The following is a 20,129-nucleotide window of genomic DNA, read 5'->3' on the forward strand; positions in this document are numbered from 1 at the left end:
ATAACATTCTAGTAAAAAATGGTGAGCCATGAAGGATTCGAACCTTCGACCCTCTGATTAAAAGTCAGATGCTCTACCAACTGAGCTAATGGCTCCTAGTATTTAAAACACTCTTAGTATCGACGCCCAAATCTCAGAAAGATTATTCAAGAAGCTGCTCCATTTGTGCGCTGATGATTTTGCTGTGAAGCATATCCATCCGTGCTCTACCAACTGAGCTAAAGGCTCTTAATAATTAGCGTCTCTCTAACAGGACGTTTCCTATCATAACATAGGAGCATTATATTTGACAATGTTTTTTTAATATATTTTCTCTTTTATCAGAATTAGATTGTAACAATCAATAAAAAATGAGAAGAATGAAAACTCACTCTTCTCATTTATAACAATCATTTAGCTATATACACTGCGAATGACATTTGTTTGTGAACGATCTGGACCCACAGAGAAAATGGATAAAGGAATACCCGTTAACTGTGAAATACGCTCGATATAATGTCTAGCATTTTCAGGTAATTCATTTAAATTACGAACACTTGTAATATCCTCTTCCCAGCCTGGAAGCTCTTCATAAACAGGTTCACACTCTGCAAGAACTTTTAAGCTAGCTGGATATTCATTAATTGTTTCACCTTTATATTTGTATGCAACGCAAATTTTCAATGATTTAATGCCAGTTAAAACATCAATTGAATTAAGTGAAAGATCCGTTAAGCCACTCACTCTTCTTGCGTGACGAACAACTACACTATCAAACCAACCTACACGACGTGGGCGTCCTGTCGTTGTACCATATTCTCTACCTACTTCACGAATACGATCACCAATTTCATTGTTTAGCTCTGTTGGGAAAGGACCATCACCAACACGAGTAGTGTATGCTTTTGATACACCAACAACATGATTGATTTTTGTTGGGCCTACACCAGAACCAATTGTTACTCCACCTGCTACTGGGTTCGAAGAAGTGACAAATGGATATGTACCTTGATCGATATCTAACATAACACCTTGAGCACCTTCAAATAGTACACGACGCCCTTCATCTAATGCATTATTTAGCACAACAGATGTATCGATGACATATTTTTTAAATTGTTGTCCATATTCATAGTATTCCTCTAATATTTCTTCAACAGTAAAACCTTCTACCTCGTAGAATTTCTCAAGTAAACGATTTTTTTCTTGTAAAGCACGAGTAAGCTTTTCTTCAAATGTATCATGCTCTAATAAATCAGATATACGGATTCCCACACGTGCTGCTTTATCCATATATGCTGGTCCAATTCCTTTTTTCGTTGTACCAATTTTGTTGGCACCTTTTCTTTCTTCTTCAACTTCATCTAGCTTCAAGTGATATGGAAGAATAACATGTGCACGATTACTAATACGCAAATTATCTGTTGTTACTCCACGTTCGTGTAAGTATGCAAGCTCCTTTACAAGCGCTTTAGGATCAACAACCATTCCATTTCCAATTACACTGATTTTGTCTTTATAAAAAATTCCAGATGGAATTAAGTGAAGCTTATATGTTTCACCATCAAATTTAATCGTATGTCCTGCGTTATTACCACCTTGATAACGAGCAATTACCTCTGCATTTTCAGAAAGGAAATCTGTGATTTTACCCTTTCCTTCATCTCCCCACTGTGTTCCAACTACTACTACTGAAGACATTCCGTGCACCTCCGTGATTTCGCACTATTCAAACATGTTTATTTTAACAGTGAAAAATAGGAAAGTCAATTAAAATACGAACATTATTAAAAAGATTACTTATATTCGTTCGTATATTTTACTGGTTTTATTCATGTAGCTCTTAGTTATACTACTATAACTACATTTTCTGCTTATTAAATAGCATTCGCTTTGGTACTGATATTTATCTAGTATGTGTATCTACTTATAGTATAATGCAGTTTTTCACTTCTAAACTAGCTCTTCTAAAATTAAAATGCAAACAAAAAAAGACCGCCATCGCGATCTTTCCTCTAAGCTCCAGCTGGAACACCTGCATCATCAAAACGCCGCTCCAGATTTACGAATTTATTATATTCTTTCACGAAAGCGAGTGCTACGGTTCCAACAGGACCATTACGTTGTTTAGCAATGATAATCTCAATGATATTCTTATTTTCTGATTCTTTATCATAGTAATCATCACGATATAAGAAGGCAACGATATCGGCATCCTGCTCAATCGATCCAGATTCACGAATATCAGACATCATTGGTCGTTTGTCTTGTCGTTGCTCAACACCACGCGAAAGCTGAGATAGAGCTATTACAGGCACCTTAAGCTCACGTGCAAGCTCTTTTAGCGTACGAGAGATCTCAGATACCTCTTGCTGACGGTTATCAGATCGGCCTGATCCTTGAATTAATTGAAGATAATCAATTAAGATCATGCCTAATCCTGTTTCTTGCTTTAAACGACGACACTTTGCACGGATTTCACTCACTCTTATACCTGGTGTATCATCTATATAGATTCCAGAGTCTGAGAGACTACCCATTGCCATCGTAAGCTTTCCCCAGTCTTCAGGTGTTAATGAGCCTGTTCTTAATCTTTGTGCATCAATGTTACCTTCAGCACATAACATCCTCATTACAAGCTGATCTGCACCCATCTCAAGACTGAAAATCGCAACATTTTCTTCTGTCTTCGTTGCAACGTTTTGGGCAATATTTAAGGCAAATGCTGTTTTACCAACTGAAGGTCGGGCAGCAACGATGATAAGATCGTTACGTTGAAAGCCTGCTGTCATTCTATCAAGCTCTGTAAACCCAGTTGGTATACCAGTAACATCACCTTTATTGTCATGAAGCATTTCAATGTTATCGTAGGTTTGAACAAGAACATCTTTAATATTTTGAAAGGCACCAGCATTTTTCCGTTGAGCAACTTCCATTATTGTTTTTTCTGCTTCGTTTAATAAAACCTCAACTTCATCTTCACGACTATATCCATCTTGTGCAATGGTCGTTGCTGTTCGGATTAAACGACGTAGAATTGATTTTTCTTCAACAATCTTGCCATAGTATTCAATATTGGCTGCAGTCGGAACTGAGTTAGCCAAGTCACTTAAATATGATACGCCACCTACTTCTTCTAGTAGGTTTACATCTGCAAGCTCTGATGTCACTGTTACTAAATCCACAGGTTCACCTTTATCAGATAAATCAAGCATCGCATTATATATCTTTTGATGTGCTGCTCGATAGAAATCTTCTGGAATTAATAGCTCTGATGCTAGTGTAAGAGAAGCTGGTTGTAGGAATATAGCACCTAGTACAGCTTGTTCTGCTTCTATATTTTGTGGTGGAATACGATCACCAAGTAGCTCGTTTATGATGACCACCGTCCTTTATATTAATAATTACTAGTTATCTATTACAATAATAAATATATCATCTTTTATAATATCTTAAGTACTAAGCATAAAAAAAAAGTGGCAAAGCTTCAAGATAAATTTCACTCTTTCCACCAAACCACATGAATCTCCAACATTTACTATTCTTTTACATGTACCTTAATTGTTGCTGTAACTTCTGGATGAAGCTTCGCAGGAACATTCGTAAAACCTAGAGCTCGTATTCCGTCTGGTAGATCAAGTTTACGCTTATCTAGCTTAATATTATGTGTCTTTTTTAACTCATCCGCAATCTGCTTACTTGTAACAGAACCAAATAAACGACCACCTTCACCAGATTTAGCCTGAATTTCAACTGTTAATTTTTCTAAATCTAGTTTAAGCTGTTGCATTTGTTCAAGCTCTTCAACTAGTTCTTGTTCTTGTTTCTTTTTTTGAGCATTTAAAGAGCTTACATTTGCTCCTGTTGCTTCTACTGCTAAGCCTTGCTTGATTAGGAAGTTATGTGCATAACCATCTGCAACATTTTTAATTTCCCCTTTTTTTCCTTTTCCTTTAACGTCCTTTAAAAAGATAACTTTCATGATTTGGTTCCTCCTTCAAGATAATCCTCTAACACTAATTTTAATTTTTCTGCTGCTTCTACAAGTGTTTGGTTTGGTAGCTGGGTTGCTGCATTTGTTAAATGCCCGCCTCCACCAAGAGCCTCCATAATAATCTGGACATTAACATCACCTAATGACCTGGCACTTACACTTACACATTCTTCATCACGCTTAGCTATGACAAATGAAGCTTCTACACCATTCATTGTTAGTAATGTATCTGCTGCTTGAGCAATAATGACTTGATCATGATGCTCCTCATCCTGAGCGATAGCAATGGCAATGCCTTCTTTGTAAAGTGATGCATGTTGAATGAGCTTAGCTCGTTTTACGTAATGGTTAATATCTTCCTTCAGGAATTTTTGAACTAGTACTGTATCAGCACCCTTTGCTCTTAAATAAGATGCTGCATCAAATGTACGTGAGCCTGTTCGAAGTGTAAAGCTCTTTGTATCAACTATAATTCCTGCTAGTAATGAGGTTGCTTCAATCATATTCATTTTCAGCTTTTTTGGTTGATATTCTAATAGCTCTGTGACAAGTTCAGCCGTAGATGAAGCATATGGCTCCATATAAACAAGTATCGGATCTTTTATGAATTCTTCACCACGTCTGTGATGGTCAATGACAATTACATTTTCACTTCTAATAAGTAATCTTTCATCAATCACTAAAGAAGGTTTATGAGTATCAACAACAATTAGTAGCGTTTCGTCTGTCATAATTTCAAGGGCTTGTTCAGGAGTAATAAACCTTGACCATAACTCAGGATGTTTTTTGAGCTCAATAAGAAGCTGTTCAACTCCAGAATCAAGTGTATCAGGATCTAAAACGATAAATCCTTCTTTCTCATTTACCTGTGCAACCTTCAGAATTCCTATTGCGGAGCCTATAGCATCCATGTCAGGAAATCTATGACCCATGATCATCACTTTGTCACTTTCGAGTACAATTTCTTTTAATGCATGTGAAATAACTCGAGCACGTACTCTAGTGCGTTTTTCAACAGGATTTGTTTTCCCACCAAAAAATTTCACTTTCCCATTTGTTTGTTTAATAGCAACTTGATCGCCGCCACGTCCTAATGCTAAATCTAATCCAGATTGAGCCATACCGCCCAAGTCTTGTAAAGTAGATATACCTGTTCCAATTCCAATACTTAAAGTTAAAGAAACATTTTGCATGGTTGTCTTTTCCCGAACTTCGTCCAGAATAGAAAACTTAGTTTTTTCAAGCTTTGTTAGAATATCTTCATTTAGTACACCTAGAAAGCGTTCAGATGAAATTCTTTTTAAAAATACACCATAATCCTTGGCCCACTTATTTAATATAGAGGTAACTTCACTATTAATGGCACTTCTTGTTTGATCATCCAAACCTTGTGTAACTTCATCATAATTGTCTAAAAATATGAATGCAAGTACGGTGCGTTCATCTTCATATTGCTTTTCAATTTCAATTTGTTCGGTCACATCAAAAAAGTATAATAAACGTTCATCTCTTTTAATGATCACTTTAAATTCTCGATCAAACAAAGCAATAGTTTCTGATTCTACCTCTTGTTTAATTAATGGTACGAGGGAATCTGCCACGTCATAAAGAGATCTCCCCACTAATGTATCTTCATCAAAACAAGACGTCATAAATGGATTAGACCACTCTACTTGGAATTGATCATTGTATAAAAGAATTCCGATTGGCATCTCCATTAGTGCTTCCTCACCGACTTTTTTAAGACGATAAGAAAGAGTTGTTATATAGCCTTGCATTTCTAGCTTAAAATCGACAACTGCTTTACTAATAACATACAACGCTGCCAAAAGGAACATGGAGAGAACTAATCCTAGTATCCAGTTATATAGATAAAGTAGAAGTACAGCTATCACTGTTACACTAATTAATGCATAAATAGGATAACGAATTAATGGTTTTTCATAAAAGCTTGGCATTCGAATTTATCAACTCCTCGCAACAGTGATTACATCTTACCTTTTTGCTATTTTACCACGTAGAGGAAAGCTTATATCAATTATACCTAAGATTCTTATAAGATAAAGAAGTAATGGCATTAGTAATGACACAATAACGATAATAATGGGTACTGCCTTTGAAATTCCCTTAACATAACAATAATAATAGATAAACGAATATCCTTGTATCAAAATAACTGCTTGTAAAATCATATAAATATTTAAAACAGCCATGAAGTAAAACGTATCTTTATCAGGGTTAAATATGAGTAGGATCGAAACAATTAAATAATACCAAACAATACTTTGGGGCAATCTCCACTCTCTAAATGGTCTTAAAGCTGGAACCTTTATTCTAAGTCTTCTTAAAACAGGTATAGCAATAATATGAGTGAGAATAGCAAAAAAGATAGCTGTCCCTACGAAGATTGTTGGTGAAAGTGTGGGTATTAATTCTATACCTTCTTCTAGCTGTTTAAACTGGTTTGTCATATCTTCATTAGTATTAAAATTCGAGAAAATAGATTTTGATTGAGCAATTGATTGCTCAATCATAGTAACTGTATCATCAATAAGATCAATCTTAAGAAAAAGAATTGCTCCAATATAGCCTAGCAATAAATTGATTATATATGCTAAGCTCCCACCAATTAAGGCTCCAACAGGCTGCTGCTTTTTGTAAAATACCCCCATAACAATTCCACTTAAACCAAATAGTAGCACAAGTAAAATATTTGTAATCGAACCAATAAGCAAGGAAAGAATACAACCTGCAAAAAAGAGCAATAACGCATCAGTTACTTTATGTCTTATGGCAAAAAGTAAAAATGGTAAAGGGAGAACAAAGTGTAAGATTCCCCCAATAATTGGGGCATAATTGGTAAAGAGCATTAACACTAAGAAAATAGCTAATAAAATAGCGCCTTCTGTAATAACATGAAGTCTCCGCACACTGACACCTCTTAAAAGTTTTACTTATTATAGTTATGGATTTTATATTCTGCATTAATAATGAGTGAGTTCACTCGGGTAATTTACAACAATGTATTTGTAGTATTTCATACAAACTAATTTTTATTTGAAATATGTAAAATAACTTCAATTCACGGCTCTTTGGCTTTTTTTCTTTCAAAATACACAATAACATACTGTTTCTAACAGATAATAAGAACAACTTTTTAGAAAAGAGCTTAATTGAAAAAAGCACAGATAGGAAATTCTCCTCTGTGCTTTTCATTAATTATTCACCAGCAACGTATGGTAATAATGCCATTTGACGAGCTCTTTTAATAGCTACAGTCAATTTACGTTGGTATTTTGCGCTAGTACCTGTTACACGACGAGGTAAGATTTTACCACGCTCAGATACGAATTTTTTAAGTAAGTCAACATCTTTATAATCGATGTGTGTGATACCGTTTGATGTGAAGAAACACACCTTACGACGTTTCGCACGACCACCTTTGCGTCCACCTGCCATTTTTAATTTCCTCCCTTCTTATTTGAGGTTACGTTCATATATTGTATTAAAACGGTAAGTCATCATCAGATATATCAATAGGTTTTCCATCATTAGCAAACGGATCATCATCAAAGCTTGTACGACCCTGATTACGCTGTTGATTTTGATTTTGATCTGAACCGAAAGGATTTTGATTACCAGTGTTACCTGGATACCCACCAGAATTGTTATTATTGTTGTTGTAGTTATTGTTGTTACCACCGCCACCTGCAGACTTCGGCTCAAGGAACTGAACACTTTCTGCAACAACTTCTGTAACAAATACGCGTTTCCCAGTTTGATCTTCATAACTACGTGATTGTAAACGACCATCAACACCTGCTAAGCTACCTTTTTTAAGGAAGTTCGCAACATTTTCAGCTTGTTTACGCCAAATCACACAGTTAAGAAAGTCAGCTTCTCTTTCACCTTGGTTATTAGTAAACGTTCGGTTTACTGCTAAAGTAAATGTAGCAACAGCTACTCCGCTTGGTGTGTAACGCAGCTCTGGATCTTTTGTAAGTCTTCCGACTAAAACTACTCGATTCAACATCAAAATCATCCTTTTTTGAATATCTTATCTAACTTTATATTATTTATCTTCTTTTTTAATAACGATATGGCGAATGATATCTTCGCTAATTTTCGCTAAACGATCGAATTCTTGAACAGCAGCAGCTTCAGCATTAACTTGAAGAAGCATGTAGTAGCCATCACGTAAATCATTGATTTCGTAAGCTAGGCGACGTTTGCCCCACTCTTTTGCTTCTGTAACTTCCGCACCATTATCAGCTAAAACGTTATTGAAACGCTCAACTAAAGCTTTTTTAGCTTCATCTTCGATATTTGGACGGATGATGTACATAACTTCGTACTTTCTCATCATCTTACACCTCCTTTTGGTCTAAACGGCCCTCACTCGGGCAAGGAGCAATTATTAAAATAATTTACTCACAATATAGAATTATAACAAATGATTACGAAAAGCGCAAGCGGCTTGTTAGGTCTGACAAGCATAAACCTTATACGTTAAATCTGAAATGAATAACATCTCCATCTTTAACAATGTACTCTTTTCCTTCAAGACGAACTTTACCAGCTTCACGAGCAGCTCCCATTGTTTTAGCTGTTAACAGGTCATCGTAAGATACAGTTTCAGCTCGGATAAATCCTCTTTCAAAATCTGTATGAATAATGCCCGCACATTGTGGTGCTTTCATTCCTTTTGTAAATGTCCAAGCACGAACTTCTTGTTCACCTGCAGTGAAGTAAGTAGCTAAGCCTAACAAATGGTAAGAAGCTTTAATTAATTGATCTAATCCTGATTCTTCAATACCAAGCTCTTCTAAGAACATTGCCTTTTCTTCGCCGTCGAGTTCAGCAATTTCAGATTCAATTTTTGCACAAACTACAATTACCTCTGCATTTTCTCCAGCTGCAAACTCGCGAACTTTTTGCACATATTCATTGTCTGATGCATCTGCTACTTCATCTTCACTTACATTTGCTGCATATAAAACAGGTTTACTTGTAAGTAAATGAAGCTGTTTAACATATTTTTGTTGTTCTTCATTTAGTTCTACTGAACGAGCTGGCTTTTCATCTTCAAAAGCTTCTTTCAAGCTAACTAAAATTTCATGCTCATAAACAGCTGTCTTTTCCTTTTGCTTTGCAAGCTTAGCAACACGATCAATACGTTTATCAACTGTTTCTAAATCAGCTAATATTAACTCTAAATTAATCGTTTCAATATCTGAGATTGGATCAACTTTACCAGATACATGTGTAATATTATCATCAGCAAAACAACGAACAACATGACAAATTGCATCAACCTGACGGATATGTGATAAAAACTTATTTCCTAATCCCTCACCTTTGCTAGCACCTTTAACAATTCCAGCGATATCAGTGAATTCAAATGCAGTCGGTATTGTTTTTTTAGGTTTAACAAGTTCTGTTAATTTTTGTAATCTTTCATCCGGTACTTCTACAATCCCAACGTTAGGGTCGATTGTACAAAATGGATAGTTTGCTGACTCTGCACCAGCTTGTGTAATTGCGTTAAATAATGTTGATTTTCCAACGTTAGGAAGACCTACAATCCCAGCAGTTAATGCCATTTTCCCACTCCTCTATCTAAAACAAATAGTTTGTCCGATTTCTATTCAACCTTCAACAATTATAGATAGTAAACACATAAAAAACAAGCAGATCAACGATATTTAATGATCATCTATAATTGAAGAACATTGTTGTTTACGATTAATTTTTTAAAATAGTGTACTTAAAGATTATTTCTAAGTAATGACCTCTGATACTTTGTTGTTGATTTCCGGTACAGGCATTCGCTTTGTCAAATATTGAACAAGCAATTGCCGGCTAATTCAAAAAACGAACAATCTTATTAGGTCAAGGAGCCTCTTCTAATACACAGTAATATAATTACAAAAGAAAAAAGAGCCTATATAAGCTCCTCTCAATGAATCTTCTTTATTAACTTTTCTCTATATTTACCAAACAATCATATAAAATACTACCTTGTCCATTATCTGAGTTATCATCAGGAGTCAATAAATTAACTGATCCACCGAATTTATGCCATTGTCCTTCATCCACATTTATTGTTTTAGGATGAGCCTTCTTTAAGATCTTAATCTTTCCAGATAATCTACCTCTATCATTAAAAATTGTAGCTCTATCCCCTTCAATTAATTCCAATTCATTAGCAATATCCTTGGAAATTTCTATCTTAACAGTTTGCAATGCAGCTATTAGAGGATAATGCTGTGAGTGATTTGAACGTAAGGGGTGAATGGATAAAAGCTGATAAGGATATTTTTCAGCTAAGTCTGGATTGGAAATGCTTGATTCTTTAGGAAGGTAGTATTCTGGTTTCCCATTAAATCCTTTTTCTTTCGCTAGTGTTGATGTGAATTCAAATTTTCCACTTGGAGTAGTAAATTCTTTAGTATTCCATGGTACATTCCTAACCGGTAATGGTAATCTACTTTGCTTCTTTAATTTTTCTAACGTTATATCATCATCACTAAGATGAGATATGGCCATATTCAAGAATTCATCTATAGAATACGCAAATTCATCTCCAAAGCCTAATCTTTTTGCAAGCTCTGTCCAAATCCATAGATCAGACTTGGCTTCACCTGGTGGTTCCACCAGCTTGCTGCCGTAATTTACATAATGATGATACATTGAAGCATAGTATATATCTTCTTCTTCAAATACTGTTGTTGTTGGTAACACATAATCTGCCATTTCTGCTGTATCAGTTAAAAAATGATCGATCACAACTAGCGTTTCAACAGATTCAAAGGCCTTTTTCACTTTATTTGAATCAGGTACCTGTACAAGAGGATTTCCACAAGTAACGATAATCATTTTAACTTCGGGATTTATAGCTTCTAGTATCCCATCAGCTTGTTTCATCATTGTAAATTGTCTTGATGATGTTGCTTTTTGTGGCAAAGTTAGGGCATTCATATCAAAGCTTTTTCCAACTTGGATGTTCCCAAAATTGGCTCCACCGCCTGCTATGCCAATATTTCCACTAATTGCAACTAGTGCATCGATGAGCCTTATAGTATTCCCACCATTAGCATATCTTTGCATACCTAGTCCTAAAAATGTAGAAGTTGGACCATCATGATAAATAGACGCTAGGTATTTTAGATCTTGAAGTGATAGTTCAGTTTTTTCAAGGATTTCTTCCAATGTAAAACGATTCAATAAATCTACTAAATCTGAATATCCTTCTGTATAGTCCTCAATAAATGCTTTATCATGCTTATTTTGCTCAATTAAATATTTCATAATCCCAATCGCTGCTAAACCATCCATACCTGGCTTTATCGAAATATATTGATCTGCTATTTTCGCAGTTGCATTAAAGATTGGATCAATGACTGTTATCGTACTGCCATTTTTTTTTGCTTGTTGTAGATGGTTGAATAAATGCATATTCGTTCTCGCAACATTTCTTCCCCATATCACAATATGCTTACTATTATAAATATCATCTGGTCCATGACTATCAGAGCTGCCAAAATCCCAAATTTGCGCTTCAATTCCAGATCCCCAACAGATACTTCCTACTAAATTAGTTACACCTCCGTAGCAATTAAAGAAGCGTTTATCTAGATTTTTCAAAAGTCCATTATTCGCATAATCATGACTATGAAGCACAGCTGTTGTATCATATTTTTGCTTGATTTCAGTCATTTTTTCAGAAATCTCATCAAGTGCTTGTTCCCAAGTGATTTCAATAAATTGTCCATTCACCTTTTTTAATGGAACTGTCAAACGCTCATGACTATTTGTCTTAGTTTCAAGCATTCTACCTCTCCCACATATCTTACCTTGAGTGATTGGGTGATCTTTATCTCCCTCAACACTACTTACTTTTCCATTTTCAACTGTTACTTCAAACCCACAGCTATCCCAACAATTTAAAGGGCATGAAGATTTTACAACTTGTTTCATTTACTCTGCCCCCATTGTTTATTCCACCGGTTCCTCATGTTTGACGAGCATTTTCTTCATTTTCCTTGCAAATTCTTTTCTAGGAATTAATACACTATGTTCACAGCCAAGACATTTTATTCTAACATCCATCCCCATACGAATAATCTTCCATCTATTTGTACCACAAGGATGCTGTTTTTTCATTTCTACAATATCATGTAAACCAAATTCCTTTTCCATTAACATAGCCTCCTTACTTAACTAACCTCTTCTTTTCGGTTGTACATCACGATTCTTGGATATGGAATTTCTATGCCCATTTCATCTAAGCAAATTTTTATATCTTTTCGAAGCATTCGTGATATATGGAAGTGGCGCATAGGCTCAACTTCACAAATTACTCGTAAAACAACCTCTGAAGCACCCAATGTTTGGACACCCAATAATTCTGGTGGTGTGACAATATCTTCATATTTATCTGGTATTTCAGATAACAGTTCCTGAATCACACGTTCCGCTTCTGGAATATCACTTTCATAAGAAATACTTATATCAACAACCGCAATACTATTATGAATCGAATAATTTGTTACCTCAGTAATACTACCATTCGGTAATATATGCAATTCACCTGTCCAACTTTTAATTTTAGTAGTACGCAAACCAATTTCTTCAACAGTTCCTTCAAAAGTCGATACTCTAATAAAGTCTCCTACTGAAAATTGATCCTCAAATATAATAAAAAATCCAGTAATTATATCTTTAACTAAATTCTGGGCACCAAACCCAACAGCTAGACCTATAATTCCAGCACCGGCAAGTAAAGCACCAACATTAATCGTTAATGTCTCTAAGACCATAATAATCATGATAAAATAAATTACATAGGTTAAAATATTTTCCAATAATTTCGAAAGGGTATTTTCACGTCTTTCTGAAATACGGAGAGGAGATTTGCCGCGAAATAAAAACACCTTACTAATGGCAAGCCTTCCAAGTCTAATAAACATATTGGCTACAAAAAGGATCAAGATAATCTTTAAAAGACCTTGTCCTATCGTAATCCATAGCTGAACATCAGTAATGTATACATAAAACTCATTCCACATTTTACTGATTATATCCACTGTATTCACCTTCTTCTAATTAACTATATTTTAAATCCAACTAGTTTCATAGCCAATATTATACTTCATTTACTGATCAATTTGCTTCTAAATTGACTGAAAATCAAAGTTACCTTTAAATAGTGGCACTTTATCAATGAATATTGCAGTGATTATTTAGGCCATACGTGTTTCATAAGGTAGCTACCTTTGAATTTTAACAGATAATACCATAAAAATGCATGAATAATAACAAGGGCCATTCATCCTCAAAACTAATAGATAGTGTCATGCTCATTATCTATTAGTTTATGTTGAATGAAGACCCTCATTTTTTCCTATTTCATTCCTTATGTTTTATAGCGATTAAGTAACGGATATAAAAGGATTGATGCGAGTAAATAAAGATTGATTAACCCATACACTGGATAAACTATACTAACAAGATTGGCAAATCCAAACTTTGTAAATGGGATCATAAGTGCTACTAACAAAAGTGCAATTAACGGATATGGAATTTTGATGATTTCTTTAAAACGCGAGGCAAGTCCAAAAATTCCAGATACAGCAGTCGTATAGATGGCCAGCCATAGCATGACTGACATAAAAAGAAAGAAAGCAAATGGTGAGTCCTTTAACACTGCAAATAATGGGATTTCATATTCTGCTACATAGTCTGCCATTTGAATTAGCGTTTCATTATAAACAAATGAAATGGTTCCTAATATGATTCCACTTCCTATACTCGCTACTTTTGCTTCCTTAAGGTCTTTTATTTCTTTACCAATAGCTGATAAAACAGCAATAAGCGGTAATATATTCAAAGACGCAAAGGTGAATGCAGCTGGCCAATTATACTGTTCATTTAAATCTAAAACCCATGAATAGTGATGAGAGATATTAAATGACATCAATGCGTAAAATAGTCCTATTACAAGCAATGGAATAATAATTGAATTCAATTTGATTATTCCACTTGAGTTTCCTAAAAAGAGTAAAACAAGTAACACCGAGAAAAGAGCGATACCACCCCAATAAGGAATTGAAAAGGATTCAAGTGTTGCTCCACCACCTGCTATCATCACTATTGTTGTTGTGAATAAATACAAAACAATCAAAACATCATAAACATGTGATAGCTTTTTCCCTATTAACCTCTCTAATACTGGGAAAAAGTGAGTTGTTTTTTCTTCATAGCTTATTTTCATAACAACATAGACTGCTAATATGAAAATGACTGTAAAAATCACAATAGCCAGTCCGCTTTCAAAACCAAAAAATTGCCATAATTCTCTCCCTGATGCATATCCTGCTCCAATAATTGTTCCTAATATAAGAAACATCCACTTAATTCCTGATTTCATCTTCTTCCCACCTCTTAAGGCTGTCCTATTTGTAATCAACATGTATAGAAATGATCATTCTTCCGTATACTGTTACTACTATGACGTAGGAGTGAATTCTATGAATCTAAAATCAAGACTTTTTCAATCTGATAATCAACCAGATCGCATCTATTATGAAAACGATGGAGCTATTCAACTATTATCAGAATCTCTTTTAAAAAACTTGCCACGATTATATTACAAGCCAATTGTCATTATATGTATTGGTACAGATCGTTCAACAGGTGATTGCTTAGGTCCTCTTATAGGTTCATCAATAAAGAAAGAAATCGCACATTTTCATGTTTATGGAACATTGAAGGATCCTGTCCATGCAGTTAATTTAGAAGAAACATTAGAATTAATTCAAGAAAAACATAACAACCCCTTTATAATCGCTATAGATGCTTGTCTCGGACGTTTGAAAAGTGTTGGGTATATTCAGGTGGATAAAGGCTCAATAAAGCCAGGAGCAGGTGTAAATAAAGATCTACCTGCAGTTGGGGATATGCATATTACTGGAATAGTTAATATAAGTGGCTATATGGAATTTTTAGTTTTACAAAATACACGGCTTCATCTTGTAATGAGTATGTCAGAAATCATTTCACAAGGAATTTTAGACGCTGAAAAAGCATACACTGAAAAACGATTATCAGTCAGAAGTAAATGGCTGGATAATCAAGATTCTATTAGTAATTAAGCTAGTTTATCACCCTTTATAGCAAGCATCATTAAGCAATAATATTAAAAGAGATCAACTGTTTTCAGGAAGGATTAGCCTGCCATTCACACATTAAAGTGAACAAAAAACACTGCATATCATAACATATACAGTGTTTTAATAAGGCTACTTGATATCTCTATTATTAAAAATAACCATCAAGTTTAATTAAAATATTGAACTACCACAATGACAGTGATAATGATGATACTTGGAAGAAGATTAGCAACTCGAATCTGCTTTATTCCTAGAATATTAATACCAATAGCAAAAATTAATACCCCTCCAGTAGCAGTAAGTTCAGCAATTAGTAATTCTAATAAAGCTGCTGGAAGAAAAGCATGTATCACGTTTGCAAATAAGGCAATACTTCCTTGATATAAGAAAACAGGAATGGCTGAAAACAGAACACCTACTCCAAGTGTACTTGCTAATACCATACTTGTAAAACCATCTATCATCGATTTAGTTAGTAAAACGGAATGATCTAACCTTAAGCCGCTATCAAGTGCACCTACTATCGCCATGGCACCGACCACAAATATTAATGTAGCTGTCACAAAGCCTTGAGCAATATCACCATTTTGAGATTTCCCTAATTTTCTTTCTAACATACTTCCCATTTGATGAAGTTTATCTTCAATACGAATCCATTCACCTATAACTGTTCCTACAACTAAACTTACAATCACATAAAAAAAGTTTGCACTTTTTAGTGCCATATCAATACCTAACACTACTACTGAAAGACCAATAGCAATCAATATTGTTTGTTTCATTTGTTCAGGAATACGTCTAAGTAATAACCCTAACAATGTCCCCACTATAATTCCTAATGCATTCACTATACTTCCTAATAATACCAAACTCAATCTACCACCTATTACTTTTATTGTAAAAGATCTATACATAGCTTAAAACGATCATGATTATCGGGTATCCCTATCATGATCGTTATTCGACTATTTAATTTATGGCGTTGTTATATGTTGATTTCTAGCATTGGTTGATTGTAGGTTAATAGCTTTGACTCTGCGGGGTAGCCTGTCAAAGCTAATGACTGTAACGAAATCAACCATGAAGTTTAACAAAGCCTAATTTAAAAGAAAGTTACCTATTAATCTAATAACATCATAAAAAAGACTGACTATAAAATAGCCAGCTCTTTTCTGAACAGATAAATTTTAGAGTTGTTTCTGTGAATCTAGAAGCTCTAATATTCGATCTAAGTCATCTTGCGAGAAAAATTCAATTTCAATTTTCCCCTTTTTCTTTTGTTTCTTTATAATAACTGATGTTCCGAAATACTCCTGTAAAAATGATTCTCTTTCCTTAATAAAAACATCCTTCTCAGGTTTATTTTTCTTTGTTTCACGTGGAACATTCTGATTAATTTGTTGTATAAGCTGCTCAACCTGGCGAACATTAAGCTGTTCACGAAGAATTTTTTCTACAAGTGGCTGAAGCTTATCCTTATTTTTTAATCCTAATAATGTACGACCATGTCCCATTGAAAGCTTTCCTTCAGCAATTAATTGTTGAATAGGCTTTGGTAAAGATAAAAGTCTAACGTGATTAGCGATATGCGGACGACTTTTCCCTAAACGTTTAGCCAATGCTTCCTGGGTGAAATCCAATTTATCCATTAATGTGTGATAAGCTTGAGCTTCTTCTATAGGAGATAGATCTTCACGTTGTAAATTTTCTAATAAAGCTAATTCCATCATTTGTTGCTCAGTTAAATTCCTGATAACAGCTGGTATCGATGGCAACTTCGCCTCTTTTGCAGCTCTATAACGACGCTCACCTACTACAATTTCAAAGCCCTTAATACTTTTACGGAGGATTATAGGCTGTAAAACTCCATGCTGCAAGATTGATTCCTTGAGTTCTTGGATCGCATCTTCTTCGAAAATTTTTCGTGGTTGATAAGGGTTAGGGCGGATTTCATTTAGCTTTATTTCTTGAACAGATTCTTCCTGTCCTACTTCCATATTAGAAAATAGAGCATTTATGCCTTTTCCTAATCCTTTAGCCATTTACAACCACTTCCTTTGCCAAATCTAAATAAACCTCTGCCCCTCTAGACCTTGGATCATATATGATAATTGGTTGTCCATGACTTGGTGCTTCACTCAAACGGATATTTCGAGGAATAATTGTTTTATATACCTTATCCTGAAAATACTTTTTCACTTCATCAATAACTTGAATACCTAAATTGGTTCTAGCATCAAGCATTGTTAGTAATACACCTTCAATCATTAAATCAGTATTTAAATGCTTTTGAACAAGTCGCACTGTATTTAATAATTGACTTAATCCTTCTAATGCATAATATTCACATTGAACAGGAATTAAAACTGCATCTGAAGCTGTTAATGCATTAATTGTAAGTAAACCTAATGATGGTGGACAATCTATTACCATATAATCATACTCATTTTTGACAGTTTCAAGTGCTCTTTTTAATCTAACTTCCCTGGAAATAGTCGGGACTAACTCAATTTCTGCACCTGCTAATTGAATCGTAGCAGGAATAATATCTAGATTTTCAACAGCTGTTTGTTTAATTACATCTTTAACATCTGCATCATCTACTAAAATATCATATATGCAATGCTCGACATCTGCTTTCTCGATGCCTATCCCGCTTGTCGCATTTCCTTGTGGGTCAACATCGACGAGAAGGACTCGTTTACCGATGTATGCTAAGCAAGCACCCAAATTTACAGAGGTTGTTGTTTTACCAACTCCACCTTTTTGGTTTGCAATCGCAATAATTTTTCCCACGATGTCACCTGCTTTCATAATACATAATATCTATTATTTAATATCGTTTAAACTCCATTTATTCTTGGAAAATGGAGTTATTTCTATCTCTCTATTCACTATTAGCTTCTATTACTAATAGAAACTGATTCAAATGATCAACCTATATATACCATTTGTTATCATTTTTATATTTTATCATGAAATTCTAGTAAAGGTTTGAATTTTTTACGATTTCCTTGAATTTAGTATTTTCGTTATAGCAAAAATGAATTTTGTAGAAGAACAGACTATACTTTTTTAGTAGGTTACTATTTCAAAGTTTTCTCTGCTAACTATCACAGAATAATGTTGAAGAAAGCTGAGGAAAAAGTAATAAAGGATGAGAAAAAAGAAAAAGGCCTGACATTTGCCAGTACCTAGCTATAAGTTACATGTAAAAATCCGAAATATTTTATTATAAAGGCAACTATGAAAAAATTACTTAGGTATTTTTATTGTGAATTGGATATATTCTTCAAATTCTTCTTCTTCTGTATTAAGCTTTACACCGCTATCCTCTACCATTGATAAAGATTGACGAATTGTATTCATTGCAATTCTAGTATCTCTACTAAATGCTTTACGTTTTGGTTTAGGTTTGACATTATTCTTCTCAAGCAGCTTGACTACCCTATCTTCTGTTTGTTTAACATTAAGTTGCTTTTCAGTAATCTCTTCTAAGAGTTTCTTTTGCATATCAGGATCCTTTAAAGGAATAAGAGCACGTGCATGACGTTCTGTTATTGATTTTTGTAATAAAGCATCCTGTACTTCTTGCGGAAGTTTTAGCAATCTTAGTTTATTAGCAATTGTTGATTGACCTTTACCTAATCTCTGTGCCAATGCTTCTTGAGTAAGATCATGTAATTCAAGTAGTTTCGCATAAGCTACAGCTTCTTCTATAGAAGATAATTCTTCTCTTTGTAGATTTTCAATTAAAGCTACACTTGCTGTTTCTGTATCATTGAAATCCTTTACAATTGCAGGTATTACGTCCCATCCTAATGTTTGGACAGCACGCCAACGTCTTTCACCGGCAATTAATTCAAATCTTCCATCTACTTCACGAACAACAATAGGTTGGATAATACCATGTGTACGAATTGTTAAGGCTAACTCTTCAATTTTTTCATTAGAAAATACAGTACGTGGCTGAAATCGGTTTGGCACAATGTCTTTTACGACAATTTGTTTAACTTCTTCTCGGTTATCTTCTACTATAGGTTCTTGTTCAACATCATTAATAATGATTGGTTCTGTTTGTTCTAACTGTTCTGTATGTGCTGCTTGTTCTTTTTCTCCTAAACCAAAAAAGCGAGAAAATGGATGCTTCATGAGCCTACACCACCTTTAAAAACTACCATTTTTAATATTCTCTTTTTCTAGCGATTTTTCCTGCATATGTTGGAAAGTTAGAGTAAATGTTTCATGTGAAACATTTACTCTATCGGAAGCTTATTAGGCGTTCCAGGTTTTCTAGGATATTTTTTAGGTGTACTTTTTTGTTTCTCTATTATAAATATTGTTCTTTCGCTATTCTCCATTGGTAATTCAAATGAATGGGTTTGTTGAACCTTCCCACCTAAAACTTGAAGCGCTTTTTTCCCAGATTCTAATTCATCCTGAGCAGCTGCCCCCTTCATAGCGATGAAATACCCTTCTTTTTTTACTAATGGAATACAAAGCTCACTTAAAACTGATAACCTAGCTACTGCTCTTGCTGTCACAATATCATAGGATTCACGGAATTCAGGAGTTTGTCCAAATGTTTCAGCTCGATCATGATGTAATGTTACATGCTTTAAGCCTAATCGATTTGTAAGCTCTGTTAAAAATGTAATTCTTTTTTGTAAAGAATCAACAATTGATACATGTAAATGTGGAAAGCAAATGTTGATTGGTATACTTGGAAAACCAGCACCTGCACCTACATCACATAATGAAAGCGGTTTTGAAAAATCAAAATAGAATGCTGCAGATATTGAATCATAAAAATGCTTTAAATAAACATCCTTCTTATCAGTAATAGACGTTAAGTTCATCTTCTCGTTCCATTCTACTAGCAATTCATAATATAAATCAAACTGCTCCATTTGTTGAGGAGAAAGATCTATTCCTTTCTCCTTTAAACTTGATTGAAATAATGCTGTATCCATACTCAAAAC

19 protein-coding genes and 1 tRNA gene are annotated in these 20,129 nt (G+C 34.4%); 1 reads left to right on the forward strand and 19 read right to left on the reverse strand.

Annotation, left to right across the window (positions count from 1 at the left end):
* Positions 1-19: 19 nt before the first annotated feature.
* From FS935_RS17155 to FS935_RS17220, 14 genes are all read right to left on the reverse strand, one after another.
* A tRNA-Lys gene (locus FS935_RS17155) sits at positions 20-95 on the reverse strand.
* 298 nt (positions 96-393) lie between these two features.
* Entirely contained in the window at positions 394-1,680 is a 1,287-nt protein-coding gene (locus FS935_RS17160; protein WP_146949873.1) for an adenylosuccinate synthase, read from the reverse strand.
* Positions 1,681-1,994: 314 nt separating this feature from the next.
* A complete protein-coding gene (gene dnaB, locus FS935_RS17165; RefSeq protein ID WP_146949902.1) occupies positions 1,995-3,356 on the reverse strand; it encodes a replicative DNA helicase in 1,362 nt (453 codons plus the stop codon).
* Between the two features lie 161 nt (positions 3,357-3,517).
* Positions 3,518-3,961 (reverse strand): 50S ribosomal protein L9, encoded by a 444-nt coding sequence (gene rplI, locus FS935_RS17170; RefSeq protein WP_146949874.1) that lies wholly within the window; start codon positions 3,959-3,961, stop codon positions 3,518-3,520.
* On the reverse strand, positions 3,958-5,931 hold the full coding sequence (locus FS935_RS17175; RefSeq protein WP_146949875.1) for a DHH family phosphoesterase: 1,974 nt from the start codon (positions 5,929-5,931) through the stop codon (positions 3,958-3,960). Before FS935_RS17175 ends, rplI begins: the two co-directional genes overlap by 4 nt.
* 36 nt (positions 5,932-5,967) lie before the next feature.
* A complete protein-coding gene (locus FS935_RS17180) occupies positions 5,968-6,903 on the reverse strand; it encodes a YybS family protein (RefSeq protein ID WP_146949876.1) in 936 nt (311 codons plus the stop codon).
* 289 nt (positions 6,904-7,192) lie between these two features.
* A complete protein-coding gene (gene rpsR / locus FS935_RS17185) occupies positions 7,193-7,432 on the reverse strand; it encodes a 30S ribosomal protein S18 (protein ID WP_026561616.1) in 240 nt (79 codons plus the stop codon).
* A gap of 46 nt (positions 7,433-7,478) precedes the next feature.
* Positions 7,479-8,006 (reverse strand): single-stranded DNA-binding protein, encoded by a 528-nt coding sequence (gene ssb / locus FS935_RS17190; protein WP_146949877.1) that lies wholly within the window; start codon positions 8,004-8,006, stop codon positions 7,479-7,481.
* A gap of 39 nt (positions 8,007-8,045) precedes the next feature.
* Positions 8,046-8,336: a 30S ribosomal protein S6 gene (rpsF, locus tag FS935_RS17195; RefSeq protein ID WP_146949878.1), complete on the reverse strand. Its 291-nt coding sequence runs from the start codon at positions 8,334-8,336 to the stop codon at positions 8,046-8,048.
* Positions 8,337-8,475: 139 nt separating this feature from the next.
* Positions 8,476-9,576: a redox-regulated ATPase YchF gene (ychF, locus tag FS935_RS17200; RefSeq protein WP_146949879.1), complete on the reverse strand. Its 1,101-nt coding sequence runs from the start codon at positions 9,574-9,576 to the stop codon at positions 8,476-8,478.
* 373 nt (positions 9,577-9,949) lie between these two features.
* Positions 9,950-11,953 carry a molybdopterin-dependent oxidoreductase gene (locus FS935_RS17205; protein WP_146949880.1) on the reverse strand — a complete coding sequence of 668 codons (2,004 nt, stop codon included), beginning with the start codon at positions 11,951-11,953 and terminating at the stop codon, positions 9,950-9,952.
* Positions 11,954-11,971: 18 nt separating this feature from the next.
* Positions 11,972-12,181, reverse strand: coding sequence for a DUF951 domain-containing protein (locus FS935_RS17210; protein WP_240050942.1), 210 nt, complete (start codon positions 12,179-12,181; stop codon positions 11,972-11,974).
* 11 nt (positions 12,182-12,192) lie between these two features.
* Complete coding sequence (locus tag FS935_RS17215) at positions 12,193-13,062, reverse strand: mechanosensitive ion channel family protein (protein WP_439116666.1); 870 nt, start codon at positions 13,060-13,062, stop codon at positions 12,193-12,195.
* A gap of 329 nt (positions 13,063-13,391) precedes the next feature.
* Positions 13,392-14,405, reverse strand: a complete 1,014-nt coding sequence (locus FS935_RS17220) for a YkvI family membrane protein (protein ID WP_146949883.1) — start codon at positions 14,403-14,405, stop codon at positions 13,392-13,394.
* A 100-nt stretch (positions 14,406-14,505) separates the two neighbouring features.
* On the opposite strand from FS935_RS17220, the gene yyaC reads away from it, so the two are divergent.
* The gene (yyaC, locus tag FS935_RS17225) at positions 14,506-15,129 is read left to right on the forward strand and encodes a spore protease YyaC (protein WP_146949884.1); all 624 of its coding nucleotides are present in this window, start codon (positions 14,506-14,508) and stop codon (positions 15,127-15,129) included.
* A 185-nt stretch (positions 15,130-15,314) separates the two neighbouring features.
* Here yyaC and FS935_RS17230 read toward each other — a convergent pair whose 3' ends face one another.
* The 5 genes from FS935_RS17230 to rsmG all read right to left on the reverse strand — a co-directional run bounded on the left by FS935_RS17230 (position 15,315) and on the right by rsmG (position 20,120).
* Positions 15,315-16,016 (reverse strand): DUF554 domain-containing protein, encoded by a 702-nt coding sequence (locus FS935_RS17230; RefSeq protein ID WP_146949903.1) that lies wholly within the window; start codon positions 16,014-16,016, stop codon positions 15,315-15,317.
* A 318-nt stretch (positions 16,017-16,334) separates the two neighbouring features.
* Positions 16,335-17,189 carry a ParB/RepB/Spo0J family partition protein gene (locus FS935_RS17235; RefSeq protein ID WP_146949885.1) on the reverse strand — a complete coding sequence of 285 codons (855 nt, stop codon included), beginning with the start codon at positions 17,187-17,189 and terminating at the stop codon, positions 16,335-16,337.
* Positions 17,182-17,943 carry a ParA family protein gene (locus FS935_RS17240; protein ID WP_146949886.1) on the reverse strand — a complete coding sequence of 254 codons (762 nt, stop codon included), beginning with the start codon at positions 17,941-17,943 and terminating at the stop codon, positions 17,182-17,184. The genes FS935_RS17235 and FS935_RS17240 overlap by 8 nt, the downstream gene beginning before the upstream one ends.
* Positions 17,944-18,402: 459 nt before the next feature.
* Positions 18,403-19,299, reverse strand: coding sequence for a nucleoid occlusion protein (gene noc / locus FS935_RS17245; protein ID WP_146949887.1), 897 nt, complete (start codon positions 19,297-19,299; stop codon positions 18,403-18,405).
* 104 nt (positions 19,300-19,403) lie between these two features.
* A complete protein-coding gene (rsmG, locus tag FS935_RS17250) occupies positions 19,404-20,120 on the reverse strand; it encodes a 16S rRNA (guanine(527)-N(7))-methyltransferase RsmG (RefSeq protein ID WP_146949888.1) in 717 nt (238 codons plus the stop codon).
* Positions 20,121-20,129: the final 9 nt, after the last annotated feature.

Origin of the sequence: Metabacillus litoralis (assembly GCF_007994985.1) — a bacterium.
GTDB classification, from domain to species: Bacteria; Bacillota; Bacilli; order Bacillales; family Bacillaceae; genus Metabacillus; species Metabacillus litoralis.